Annotated in this window: 12 protein-coding genes and 1 pseudogene; all 13 read left to right on the forward strand. The window is 61.5% G+C overall.

What is annotated here, in order from left to right:
* The coding region (locus tag AB839_RS20215) for a hypothetical protein (RefSeq protein WP_061480695.1) at positions 1-197 on the forward strand (197 nt) is incomplete at its 5' end.
* Between the two features lie 35 nt (positions 198-232).
* Positions 233-1,912, forward strand: coding sequence for a type IV secretory system conjugative DNA transfer family protein (locus AB839_RS20220; protein WP_061480696.1), 1,680 nt, complete (start codon positions 233-235; stop codon positions 1,910-1,912).
* A 424-nt stretch (positions 1,913-2,336) separates the two neighbouring features.
* The gene (locus tag AB839_RS20225) at positions 2,337-2,783 is read left to right on the forward strand and encodes a hypothetical protein (protein WP_061480697.1); all 447 of its coding nucleotides are present in this window, start codon (positions 2,337-2,339) and stop codon (positions 2,781-2,783) included.
* An 89-nt stretch (positions 2,784-2,872) separates the two neighbouring features.
* Positions 2,873-3,928, forward strand: coding sequence for a type IV secretion system protein (locus AB839_RS20230; protein ID WP_061480698.1), 1,056 nt, complete (start codon positions 2,873-2,875; stop codon positions 3,926-3,928).
* Positions 3,925-4,704 carry a TrbG/VirB9 family P-type conjugative transfer protein gene (locus AB839_RS20235; RefSeq protein WP_021202792.1) on the forward strand — a complete coding sequence of 260 codons (780 nt, stop codon included), beginning with the start codon at positions 3,925-3,927 and terminating at the stop codon, positions 4,702-4,704. The genes AB839_RS20230 and AB839_RS20235 overlap by 4 nt, the downstream gene beginning before the upstream one ends.
* Positions 4,701-5,954 (forward strand): TrbI/VirB10 family protein, encoded by a 1,254-nt coding sequence (locus tag AB839_RS20240; RefSeq protein WP_061480699.1) that lies wholly within the window; start codon positions 4,701-4,703, stop codon positions 5,952-5,954. Before AB839_RS20235 ends, AB839_RS20240 begins: the two co-directional genes overlap by 4 nt.
* A 14-nt stretch (positions 5,955-5,968) precedes the next feature.
* Positions 5,969-7,012: a P-type DNA transfer ATPase VirB11 gene (virB11, locus tag AB839_RS20245; protein ID WP_053500183.1), complete on the forward strand. Its 1,044-nt coding sequence runs from the start codon at positions 5,969-5,971 to the stop codon at positions 7,010-7,012.
* Positions 7,013-7,027: 15 nt separating this feature from the next.
* A pseudogene (locus AB839_RS22100) lies at positions 7,028-7,492 on the forward strand (lytic transglycosylase domain-containing protein); the annotation flags it as partial.
* 580 nt (positions 7,493-8,072) lie between these two features.
* Positions 8,073-8,477, forward strand: a complete 405-nt coding sequence (locus AB839_RS20255; protein WP_061480701.1) for a TrbC/VirB2 family protein — start codon at positions 8,073-8,075, stop codon at positions 8,475-8,477.
* Positions 8,470-8,778 (forward strand): VirB3 family type IV secretion system protein, encoded by a 309-nt coding sequence (locus AB839_RS20260; protein ID WP_019660289.1) that lies wholly within the window; start codon positions 8,470-8,472, stop codon positions 8,776-8,778. The genes AB839_RS20255 and AB839_RS20260 overlap by 8 nt, the downstream gene beginning before the upstream one ends.
* 81 nt (positions 8,779-8,859) lie before the next feature.
* A complete protein-coding gene (locus AB839_RS20265) occupies positions 8,860-11,301 on the forward strand; it encodes a VirB4 family type IV secretion/conjugal transfer ATPase (protein WP_061480702.1) in 2,442 nt (813 codons plus the stop codon).
* Entirely contained in the window at positions 11,298-12,125 is an 828-nt protein-coding gene (locus AB839_RS20270; protein WP_061480703.1) for a hypothetical protein, read from the forward strand. Before AB839_RS20265 ends, AB839_RS20270 begins: the two co-directional genes overlap by 4 nt.
* Positions 12,126-12,201: 76 nt before the next feature.
* The coding region (locus AB839_RS20275) for a type IV secretion system protein (RefSeq protein WP_241776803.1) at positions 12,202-13,172 on the forward strand (971 nt) is incomplete at its 3' end.

Genomic DNA, 13,172 nt, shown 5'->3' on the forward strand with positions numbered 1-13,172 from the left:
ACGAGCCGGTGTACGCTCCCGGCGATGTGGTCGGCCATGCGGTCGTCGCCGACGATGGGGATCGTCTGACCGACCTGATATCACTGGCCGAAGCGCGCCAACGCTTGCTGCAACTGGTGCGTGAAGAGGGCGAGGAGCCCGGGCTGGAAAACGAGAACCACCTGCGGAAGAAGGCGTCGCGCTGGCGCCACCGCTAGGCCGTCGCGCCGCGTGCGCATCATGGAGGATTCGGGTGTTGCCCAGTAAGAAGTATCTGCTCATCGCCATCATCACGCTGGCGACCCTGCTGCTCGGTTTCGTGTTTTCCGGCTATCTGACCCTGCTGTTCCTGGGGCTGGACACCCAGCTGTTCACCTGGAACACCTACTACCAGTACGTCCACGCCATCGGCCAACCGCAGGTCGCGCCCTTCGTGGGCAAGATCAAATGGGCTGGCTACGTGGGCTTCGGCCTGCCCCTGCTGGTGCTGCTGGTGGCCGGCCTGGTGCTGCTGCTGAAGAAGGACAAGCGCTCGCTGCACGGCGATGCGCGCTTCGCCACCGGCGCTGACCTGGCCAAGCACGGCATGTTCAAGAAGACCGGGCAGAGCATCGTGGTCGGCAGCCATGGCGGCAAGCTGGTGCGCCTGGATGGCCAGCAGTTCGTGATCCTGGCCGCGCCGACCCGCTCGGGCAAGGGCGTGGGCGTGGTCATCCCGAACCTGCTGGAGTACGGCGAGTCGCTGGTGGTGCTGGACATCAAGCAGGAGAACTTCGACCTGACCAGTGGCTGGCGCGCCAGCCAGGGCCAGGAAATCTATCTGTTCAATCCCTTCGCCGAGGACCGGCGCACGCACCGCTGGAACCCGCTCAGCTACGTCTCCGATGATCCGGCCTTCCGCGTCTCGGACCTGATGAGCATCGCCGCGATGCTGTATCCGGACGGGGCCGAGGACCAGAAATTCTGGGTCAGCCAGGCGCGCAACGCGTTCATGGCCTTCACCCTGTACCTGTTCGAGAACTGGGACGATGAGCGCAGCAGCGGTTTCCCGGGCGGCGCCGGCACGCCCACGCTCGGTGCGGTGTACCGTCTGTCCTCCGGCGACGGCACCGACCTGAAGAAGTACCTCAAGACCCTGTCGGAGCGGCCGTTCCTCAGCGCCAACGCACGTTCGGCGTTCGCCAACATGCTGTCCCAGGCCGATGAGACCTTCGCCTCGATCCTGGGCACTTTCAAGGAACCGCTCAATCCCTGGATCAATCCGGTGCTGGACAAGGCCACCAGCTGCAACGACTTCCTGCTGACCGATGTCCGCAAGAAGAAGATGACCATCTATATCGGCATCCAGCCGAACAAGCTGGCCGAGAGCCGGCTGATCATCAACCTGTTCTTCAGCCAGCTGATCAACCTCAACACCAAGGAACTGCCCAAGTCCAACCCGGACCTGAAGTACCAGTGCCTGCTGCTGATGGACGAATTCACCTCGATCGGCAAGGTCGAGATCATCGCCTCGGCGGTGTCCTACATGGCCGGCTACAACATCCGGCTGCTGCCGATCATCCAGAGCATGTCCCAGCTCGACGCCACCTACGGCCGGGAAGTGTCACGCACCATCATCACCAACCATGCCCTGCAGATCCTGTACGCGCCGCGTGAGCAGCAGGATGCCAATGACTATTCGGACATGCTGGGCTACACCACGGTGCGCAAGAAGAACGTCACCCATGCCCGCGAGAAGACCCACAACTTCACCGAGGAACGGCGCGCGCTGATGCTGCCGCAGGAGCTGAAGGCGATGGGGCCGGACATGGAGGTGTTCCTGTATGAGGGCATACCGCATCCGGTGAAGTGCGACAAGATCCGCTACTACAAGGACCGCTACTTCACCTCGAGGCTGCTGCCGAAGGTGGATGTTCCGATGCTGAACGTCTAATTCACGACGCTTAATTTGTGAATTTGATTCGAAGTTAAGAATGTGAATTCGTGATTTCGATCAAGAATTTGGCATTTGTTCATGGATTTTCAGACTTGTCTGACATGGAATTGACGCGTGGTTGTGCGACCCTGTGTCTGTCGTCCAGAAGTGTGTGCTGGATGTCGAAGATGTAGCAGCAGGGTGGCCAGGAGTTTGTGCCATGGAAACAAGGATGGTTTCGACGTTGGTGAGGTATGCGGATGCGTTGTCGGCTGCGCCGACGGCCCCGCGACCTGGTTGGCAGCCTTTGGGCTGCAGGGGAGCCGGAGTGGGTGCGCTGCACACAGCGTGTCCCTCCGATTCCGGCGTGCGCGATGCAGCGCCGGACGACCAGGGGACCAATGCTCGGGACTGCTTTTTCGTACGTCAAAGTGAAGCCCGTATGAATCAGGCGTTTATCGCGAAAATGTCCATCGCCGCAGTGGCGGCGCTGATGGTGGCCGGTTGCGCCACCAAGTCCGCTCCGGATTTCGGAGGCAGCTGGAAGCCGGTCAACCGCTTTGCTGCGACGACGACCGAAATTCCGCTGTACTCCAGCTACGTCTACCAGGCCTCGCCGATGGATGGCACGCTCAAAGCCATGCTCGAGCGTTGGGCCAAGGATTCCGGGCGCACGCTGGACTACCGCCTCAGCTCGGATTTCACCCTGTATGGCGCGGTCTCGAACATCGACACCACCAACGCACAGCAGGCCGTGATCGATCTGACCGCAGCCTATGCGGCGCAGGGCATCTCCGTCTCCATTGTTGGCAACCAGATCGTTGTGCAGAGCGCTGGCTCGACGCCGACCGCGTCGGCGCAGGGCGCTGATTCCAACAGCGGCACCTGAGTCCACCTCGAAATCATCGAACGTGCCGCTCCCCGCGCCTGTCGCAGGGGTGCCACGCCCATTGATGTTTCAGCAGTACGGAAGAATCCATGTTCCGCAAGAAGGATCCCGGCAATAGTCCCAAGGTCGAGCAGTCGGTCGCCAAGGCGGTCAGCTACGAGATCACCGTGGCCGACATGGCACGCCGCAGCGAGCGGCGCGCATGGTGGGTCGCCACAGGCTCGTTGCTGATGTCGCTCGCACTGGCGGGCGGCTACTACTACATGCTGCCGCTGAAGGAGAAGGTGCCGTTCCTGGTGATGGCCGATGCCTACACGGGTACCGCGACCGTCGCGCGCCTGAGTGGCACCTTCCAGGGCGAGACGATCACCACCAACGAAGCGATCAATCGCAGCAACGTCGCCCAGTACGTGCTCGCGCGCGAATCGTATGACTCGGCGGTGATGGGCCTGCGTGACTGGGAACTGATGTTCGTGATGTCCAGCAGCCCGGTTGCTCAGAGCATGCGTATGCGATACGCAGGAAGTAACCCTCAGAACCCGTTTGTGATGTACGGCCGCGAAAAGGCCATTCGGGTCAAGATCCTGAGCATCACGCCGTTGGGGGCTGAGCCGAACGGCAGCTTCCGCGGTGCGTCGGTGCGCATCCAGCGCAGCCTGTTGGACAAGCGGACCGGAGCATCCAGCTACCTTGACAACCAGCTGGTGACGATGCGCTTCGAGTACAACCAGAACCTGGCGTTGTCCGAACAGGATCGCATCCTCAATCCGCTGGCCTTCCAGGTCACCGAGTACCGCGTCGACAACGACTATTCGCGTGGCGTGCCGGTGCCGGATGACGGCGCCATGCAGGCGCAGGCGCAGCAGGCCGCACAGGCGGCGCAGCAGGCACAGGGTGTCTACGACCCCAACAATCCGGCCGCGGCCACCATGATCGACCCGGCCACCGGCCAGCCGGTCGCGGTGCCAGCCAACGGCCAAGTACCGGGCCAGGCAATGCCGGGACAGCCTGTACCGGGCCAACCGATGCCGGGTCAGCCGGTGCAGGGGCAAGCAATGCCGGGGCAGGCCATGCCCGGACAGCCGGCCATGAGGCCGGCGCAGAACAATTCCACCGGAACTGCTGATGGAGCAAGCAACCGATGAGTAGTCGAAATATCAGGGGAAGCGCGCTGGCGCTGCTGTCGATGTTGTCGTTGCTGTTCTCAGCAGCGGCGATGGCGCAGGCGGTTGACCACTACGAGTACGAGAAGGACCGTATCTACCCGGTTCGCACCGGCCTGGGCCTGACCACCCAGATCGAGTTGAGCCCGAACGAGAAGATCCTCGACTACAGCACCGGCTTCAGCAGCGGCTGGGAACTGACCCGTCGCGAGAATGTGTTCTACCTCAAGCCGAAAAACGTCGACGTCGACACCAACATGATGGTGCGCACCGAGACCCATTCCTACATCTTCGAACTGAAGGTGGTGGCCACCGACTGGCGCCAGCTGGAGCAGGCCCGTCGTGCAGGCGTGCAGTACAAGATCGCCTTCGTCTATCCCAACGACACCGTGTTCGGTGTTGCCCAGGAAGCGGTGGAGGAAGAGGCCAAACCGCTGTTGAGCTCGGAACTGGCCAAGGACCGCCAGTACAACTTCAACTACTCCTATTCGACCAGCAAGGCGAAGAAGATGGGGTGGCTGATCCCGGTCAACGCCTATGACGATAGCCGTTTCACCTACCTGAAACTGCCGAACTCGCCGGAGTACAAGACCGGCATCTTCCCGGCCGTGTTTGGTCGCGAAACGGAATACGGTGAGGACTTTGTGGTCAACACGACGGTTGAAGGCAATACGCTGATCGTGCACGGGACCTACCCGTACCTGGTCATCCGCCACGGCGACTTCGTCGTCGGCCTGCGAAGGAACGTGAAGAAATGAGCCAGCAGAACACTCCCGGAAACGACCCGAACAACGGACGCGACGAGAGCCAGAGCCCGTATGGCGCACAGGGTGCCGCGGAAGCGCCGTCGAATCCCTACTTCGGCACGACCCAGGCCGAGCCCGCGCCGGATCTGGATGCGGCCGCACCGCAGCTGCGCTCGGCCGAAGAGCAGCGGTTGAACCGCAAGGCGCTGCTGTTCCTCGGCGGCATCGTGCTGTTGCTGATGGCAATGGGCTTCCTGCTGTTCCGCAAGGGGCAGGATGATGCGACCGAGCAAAACAAGCCGCGGGAAGAGGCGCGTGCGACGACACCACAACTGCCGAGCGTGGGTACCGCAGCTGATCCGGCGCCGCCGGTGGCTGTTGCCGATCCGATTCCGATGCTGCCGCCTGCGCCCCAGCAGGAAGTGCCCATGCCCGGTTTTCCGTCGGCGAGCAAGCCATACGAAGATCGCGGGCCGACGTTGATGGACCGTCGCATGGGCAGCGGTTCCGGGGTAGGGGGTGGTGACGCGGGCGCGTCGTCCGGCAGCCAGAACTCTGACTACAACCAGGCGATGATCGCTGCCATGCAGGCAGCAGCAAATCCTCAGCCCCAGCCGCAGAAGGTCCGCCGTGGTCCCGACGTGGAAAATGTCTCCAGTGCCGCCTATATCCGTAGCCCTGACGCGCTGCTGGTTCGTGGCACGTACCTGCGATGCGTGCTGGAAACGCGGATCATCACCGACGTGGCCGGCTACACCTCGTGCCTGCTGACCGAGCCGGTGTACTCCATCAACGGTCGCAACCTGCTGCTGCCGAAGGGCTCCAAGATCTATGGCTCCTACGGCGGTGGTCCGATCGGCAAGCGTGTGGAAGTGATCTGGGATCGCATCACCACGCCGAATGGCATCGACGTGGCCATGTCCAGCCCTGGTACGGACGGCCTGGGCGGGGCAGGACATCCTGGCCAGTACAGTGCGCACTGGGGTAGCCGTATCGCGTCGGCGCTGATGATCAGCCTGATCGCAGACGCCTTCAAGTACGCCGCAGCCGAGCACGGTCCAGAGTCGACAACGGTCGCCAGCAACGGCTTTGCCGTGCGTTCTCCCTACGAGAGTGCAACCGCTCGCACCATGGAGCGACTTGCCAACGAGGCGCTCAGCGAGCGCCGCCCGCCGACCGTGACCATCAATCAGGGCACCGTGGTGAATGTCTACGTCGCCAAGGACGTTGACTTCACCAACGTGCTGAATCCCCGCCGGTAACCCAACGAACGATCATGGACGCCGAAGTGTCACCCCTCGCCCTCGTCTCCAGCGATTTCCTGCGCTATCAGTACGAAGTGCTGGGCATCGCCGAGTACATGACCTCTCCGGAAGTGACGGAAATCTGCATCAACCGTCCCGGTGAGCTGTACCTGGAAACCCGGGCGGGGTGGCAGCGGGTGGACGTGCCGAGCCTGACCTTCGAGCGGGCCCGGCAGTTCTGCACGGCGGTGGTGAACGAGAGCAACACCGGCCAGCGCATCACCGATGCCGATCCGGTCGTGTCGCTCACGTTCCCCACCGGCCAGCGTGCACAGTTCGTCATTCCGCCCGCGTGTGACGCTGGCAAGGTGTCGATCACCATCCGTCTGCCGTCCAAGCACACCAAGTCGCTCACGCAGTATCACGAAGACGGCTTCTTCAATCAGATCCTGGAAACCGATGGCAGCATCAGCGAGCAGGATCGCGAGCTGCTGGAGCTGCGTCATTCGCGAGAGTACGCCGAGTTCTTCCGGCGTGCGGTGATGTACCGCAAGAACATCGTGGTATCCGGTGCGACCGGTAGCGGCAAGACCACCTTCATGAAGGCGCTGGTCAACCATATCCCGGACAACGAGCGCCTGGTCACCATCGAGGACGCGCGCGAGCTGTTCCTGACCCAACCCAACGTTGTGCACCTGTTGTATTCCAAGGGCGGGCAGAGCACCAGCAATGTGACGGCCAAGAGCTGCATGGAAGCCTGCCTGCGCATGAAGCCCGAACGCATCATCCTGGCCGAGCTGCGCGGTGACGAAGCGTTCTACTTCATCCGCAACTGCGCGTCCGGCCACCCGGGCTCGATCACCAGCTGCCATGCCGGCAGCCCGGAGCAGACCTGGGACCAGCTGGCACTGATGGTGAAGGCGTCGGCCGAGGGTTCGGGCCTGGAGTTCAACGTGATCAAGCGGCTGTTGATGATGACCATCGACATCGTGGTGCATATCAAGGCGCATGCCGGTTCGCGCTATATCACCGGCATCGACTTCAATCCTGGGCGTGCCCAGGGGCAGGAGGGCTGAGGGATGCTGCCAGGACTGGAAATGATGGCGTGCCCGGAGATGGCCGTATCGATGGATGTGATGCAGCACGTCATCAACGTCGAATCGTCGCGCAATCCCTACGCCATCGGCGTGGTCGGCGGTGCACTGGTGCGCCAGCCCAAGGCGTTGGATGAAGCGCTGGCGACGGTGCGCATGCTGGAAGAGAAGGGCTACAACTTCTCGATCGGGCTGGCCCAGGTCAATCGCTACAACCTGGGCAAATACGGGCTGGATTCCTACGAGAAGGCCTTCCAGCAGTGCCCGAACCTGCAGGCCGGTGCGCGCATTCTCGCCGAGTGCTACAAACGCTCCGGTGGTGACTGGGGCAAGTCGTTCAGCTGTTACTACTCGGGCAACTTCGAGACCGGCTTCCGTCACGGCTACGTGCAGAAGATCTACGACTCGATCCGCCGCGGCCAGCAGGTTGCCAGCAATGGTGTTGCGCCGATCGACGTGGTGAGCCGCGGCGAGCGCCGCAGCGTGAAGGTCGAACATCATCCGCAGCTGGCCTCTCCGGCGCAGGCGCGCATCGTTGCTCAATCCAACGGCCCGGTGTACGTGCCGTCGGAAGATCCCGCACGCGCCTATGTCGTGTACCCGTCCACCGGGGCGATGGCGCGGGGTAGTCTGCTGAATCTCGCCGACCAGGCGCTGTCCAAGGTGGTGCTGGGTTCGGTGGACAGGATGATGCAGCCTCAGGCGCAACCCAGCCAAGGGGCCGCCTATCCGCAGCAACAGTCCAGTGGTATGCCGCAGCAGTTGCCTCAGCAGCGTGCTGCCCAGGCCATGGCCATGCCGCAGCAGTTGCCGGGCGCCGCCGGTGCCAGCAATGAGGGGCCCGTGATGCTGCGGCCCTGGAGCGAGCGCAACCAGCCTGTCGCCGGTGGCGACAATTCATTCAACGCGCCGGTGCAGGCTGCGCCGGTGCAGCAGATTCCCGCAGGGGATGCGGCCTTCGTGTTCTGACGAAGTCGTGGTGCGGCCAGTCCCCCGGCTGGTCGATTCAGTTGTGTTAGTCCATCAACAAGGAAATCAATCCATGAAGCGATCCAATCTCGACCTCGTCCAGGCCCAGCGCACGCTGAAGACTCTGCTGATGGCCACCCTCTTTGTTGGTGCGCTGTTCGCTCCGGAGGTCTTCGCCAATCAGGGCGGCATCAATTATGGTGGCACCGAGAAGAAGGTATGTGGCTTCTTCGACAGCATCAATGGTCTGCTGAACATGGCCTCGATCGCCGTGGTGACCATTGCGGTGATCTTCGCCGGCTACCAGATCGCCTTCGCGCACAAGCGCATTGGTGATGTGGCCCCGATTCTGATCGGTGGCGTGCTGATCGGTGCCGCTGGCCAGATCGCACGTATGCTGCTGGGTGACGACTATGGCACCTGCGAAGGCAAGACCTCCATGCTGATCCAGCAGGCTGTCCAGTATTACAGTGCATAAGAACGTCGTCTTCCGCGGCTGCACACGTCCGGCAATGTTCCTGGGCGTTCCCTACCTGCCATTCTTCATGGTGGCAGGTGGGTTGCTGCTGCTCAGCATGTACACGAACTTCTGGTTCCTGCTCACCATTCCGGTGGCGGTCTTCATCATGCGGCAGATGGCCAAGCGTGACGAAATGATCTTCCGCCTGTTGGGCCTGCGCCTGATGTTCAAGCTGAAAGTCCGAAACGTGCAGGAACACGATGGCATGTGGGTGTTCAACCCCAACCATTACCGCGACAAGCCGGCCCGAATGGATTGAGGTCCGGATCCGGCCCGGCGGGCGCAAGCGCCTGTCGGGTCTGTTGAAACTTCTTGGCAGTACCTCTTTGGAAGCAGTCGTATGTTCAGCCCTGACACCTCCATCAGTGAGTTCATTCCCCTGTCGACGCATGTCGCCCCGAACGTGATCAAGACCACGGGCGGCGACTACCTGTTGACGTGGTATCTGGAAGGACTGCCGTTCGTTGGTCGCGAGGAATGGGAGCTGGAGCACCGGCACAATACGTTCAACCGCCTGCTGCAGACGCTGAGGGCGCCGGATTTCGTCAATGTCGCCTTCTGGGTGCACGACATTCGCCGTCGCCGTACGTTGAAAGGCAAGAGCCACTACAAGCAGCGCTTCAACCAGGACGTGTCCGACCAGTACATGGGCATGCTGTCCGCCCAGCGCATCATGCAGAACGAGCTGTACCTCACCATGATCTACCGCCCGGTCGTAGCCGGGAAGCGCTTCGTGGAGAAGTCGGCGAATGTCGAGCGCCTGCAGGCCGAGCAGGAGCAGGCCATCGAGAAGCTGATGGAACTGGCCGGCAATGTAGAGGCCGTGATCCGCGACTACGCGCCGTACCGCCTGGGCATGTACGAGGCCAAGAACGGCGTGGTGTTCTCGGAAACGCTGGAGCTGTTCGGCTACCTTGTCAATCGCATCGACGAACCGGTGCCGGTGCTGTCGGCGCCAATCAAGGATTACCTGCCGGTCAGCCGCCATATGTTCTCGGCCAAGACCGGTGACTTCGTCATCAATACCCCCAACGGTGCCAACCACTTCGGCGCCATCCTGAACATCAAGGAGTATGCCGACGGGACTTACCCGGGCATCCTCAACGGCCTGAAGTACCTGGACTACGAGTACGTCATCACCCATTCGTTCAGCCCGATGGGGCGTCAGGACGCGCTCAAGGTGCTCGACCGCACCAAGGGCATGATGATCTCCTCCGGTGACAAGGCAGTCAGCCAGATCGTCGAGCTGGACCAGGCGATGGACCAGCTGTCGTCGGGTAATTTCGTGCTGGGCGAGTACCACTTCATCATGACGGTCTACGGCGACAGCCAGGCCAAACTGTCGCAGAACGTGGCCACGACGCGCGCCGAGCTGTCCAATGCGGGTTTCGTGTCGACCAAGGAAGACCTGGCGGTCACCTCGTCCTTCTATTCGCAGCTGCCGGCCAACTGGCGCTATCGCACCCGCCTGGCCAATGTCAGCTCGCTGAACTTCCTGGGCCTGTCGCCGCTGCACAACTTCGCGACCGGCAAGCAGCACAACAACCCATGGGGCGACTGCGTCACCACGCTGCAGACCACCAACGGCCAGCCGTACTACTTCAATTTCCACGCGACCCATCCGTCGGAGAACTCGCTGGGTGAGAAGGCGATCGCCAACACCATGGTGATTGGTAAGTCCGGTACCGGTAAGACCGCGCTGATCAACTTCCTGCTCAGCCAGGTGCAGAAGTACGAGCCGTCGCCGACCATCTTCTTCTTCGACAAGGACCGCGGTGCAGAGATCTTCGTGCGCGCCTGCGGTGGCAATTATCTGGCCCTGGAGAACGGCGCGCCGACTGGGTTCAACCCGTTCCAGTGCGAGAACAATGAAGCCAATGTGCAGTTCCTTGCCGACCTGATCAAGGTGCTGGCCGGCAAGCGTGAGTACAGCGCCCGCGAGGAAGAGGATATCTATCGCGCTGTAGAGAGCATGCTCGATACGCCGATGCACCTGCGCAGCATGACCAATTTCCAGAAGAGCCTGCCCAACATGGGTGACGATGGCCTCTACGCGCGCATGCGGCGCTGGACCTCGGGCAATTCGCTGGGCTGGGTCTTCGACAATCCCGTCGACACTGTTGACCTGAGCAGGGCCAACATCATCGGCTTCGATTACACCGACATCATCGACAACCCCGAAGTACGCGTGCCGGTCATCAATTACCTGCTGCACCGCCTGGAGTCGCTGATCGATGGTCGTCCGCTGATCTACGTGATGGACGAATTCTGGAAGATCCTGGACGGCGAGGGCGGCCTGAAGGAATTCGCCAAGAACAAGCAGAAGACCATCCGTAAGCAGAACGGTCTGGGCATCTTCGCGACGCAGAGCCCGGAGGACGCGCTGAAGAGCGATATCTCCGCCGCGCTGATCGAACAGACCGCCACCCTGATCCTGCTGCCGAACCCGAATGCCAGCAAGAGCGATTACATGGATGGCCTGAAGCTGACCGAGGCCGAGTTCAAGGTGGTTACCGCGCTCGACGAGCGCTCGCGCTGCTTCCTGGTCAAGCAGGGCCATGCGTCCAGCGTCTGCCAGCTCAACCTGCGTGGCATGGACGACATCCTGTCGGTGATCTCGGCCTCGACCGACAACATCGACATCATGCATCGCGTGTTGCAGACCGCTGCGGTCCGTAACCGGATTACCGTGGATGAGCTTACGCCGGAACAGTGGCTGGAAGACTTCTACAAACATCGAAAAGGGTCCGGGAAGCGGGCCGAGCAGGAGGAGACGGCATGAAGACGCTCGCTCAGACGAACAAGGAAACCGCCATGACAACCGAATTCCGCCGCACTCCGGTGCGACGCAGGCGCTTCGCGCCGATGATGGCCGCAGTGTTGACCCTGGGCATGACCATCAGTACAGGCACCAGTCCCGCGCAGGCGATGACGGTCTATGACCCGTTCAACTGGATCATGAATTTCATGCAGGAGATGAAGGCCGGTCAGGAATATCTTCAGACTGCGCAGCGTTGGAGTGAAACGGCTCAGCAGTACTCCAAGACCATCGACAACTGGATGTCCAAGCTCCAGAACTGGACCCAGATCATTGCTTCGCCGCTGATGCCGCCGACTCCCGCGCTGACGAAGATTCCCGAGAACTGGAACGTGGCCGAGAAGTGCGGCGGCGATTCCATGATCAGCATGAATGGTCTGATGGCAGTGCTGAACATGAGCCCGGGCGGTGACATCGGCGCGCAGCAGCGTGCGATCTGCTCCTACATTCAGGTGCTTGAGAACAAGAAGTACAACGAGACTGTCGAGGTCGTGCAGATGTCCATGCCGGCGATGGAGCAGATGCTTCAGCAGCTACGTCGGATCCGCAACGCGTTCAAGAATGAAGGCGCGCTGCAAGAGGATATCTCCAACAATACGGCAACCTCGGTCGAGCTTGAGAAGGCCTTCAAGAAGTGGGAGACCACCATCAAGGTCTACGACCAGCAGATCGCTGCCTTGCAGGGGCGGCAGAAGAATCTGGCCGAGCGTGCGTTGCGTGGCGAGCGCAACCCGATTGGAAGTGTCATCAAGGCCGGCGCGCTGAAGGCCGCGCTCTCCACCAAGTGAATCACGTGCGCAACGCACTCCAGCAGGGCCCCGACGCGGGGCGGGTGATGTGATGAGTCAGGGAATGATGCACGGTATGGTGTTCAATGATCTGCTGCACGGCACGTTGTTCGCCTCGGTGGGCGACTTCTTCTTCTTCCGGCTGATCCTGGAATATCTGCGCGAAGAGATCACCAATTTCGGCAACGGTATCCTGAGCCGGATGATGACCTGGGTCGGCACGATGGCCCTGGTGCTGATGACGTTGTGGGTGCTCATCCAGGGCTTCCGCATCGTGACTGGGCGAAGCCGTGACTCGATGGCTGCGTTGATGACGAACATGGCACGGGCGGCACTGATCGTTACGGTCGCTACGTCGATGGCCATGTTTGGGACCAAGCTGCAGAACTTCCTGACTGGCGATGTGCAGGACCAGATCACCTATATCGTGACCGGAAAGAAGTCGACCGCCGAGGAATTGATTGATAAGAACCTGGGTTATATGCAGTTGGCGCTCACGTCGGTGAGTGTGCTGGATGTTGCCGGCGACGTAACGCTGGATAGCGCAAAGACCCGTGCGATGTGGTTCATTGGGCTGGGCACCGGCGGACCGGCCGTTACGGCGGGCGCCATGCTATTGCTGTACCAGATCGCAATGTCATTGTTCATTGGTTTTGGTCCGCTGTTCATCCTCTGCCTGCTGTTTGAGCAGACAAAGTCCCTGTTCCAACGATGGTTGTTCTATGGCATCGGCACCATGTTCTCGATGGCGGTGTTGGCTGCGATGACCGGCATTGCCATGGAAATGGTGGCGCGCGTGGCGGCTTCGTTCTGGGGTGCGTCTGCGCTGGGTGCACTGCTGGGGTCGAACCTGACCGAGGGCATGAGTAGCATGGCGCTGCAGCAGGGCGGCATGGGCCTGATCCTGACGACGCTGATCCTGACTGCGCCCCCAATGGCTGCAATGTTCTTCCAGGGCACTCTGGGTACCTTCATGGCATATTCGCAGATAGGTGGTAGCGCCGTGCCGACCTCGCCGGGTCCGAATGGGCAGCCGCCGGGTTCTAG

The organism is Stenotrophomonas sp. DDT-1, assembly GCF_001580555.1.
Lineage (GTDB): Bacteria > Pseudomonadota > Gammaproteobacteria > Xanthomonadales > Xanthomonadaceae > Stenotrophomonas > Stenotrophomonas sepilia.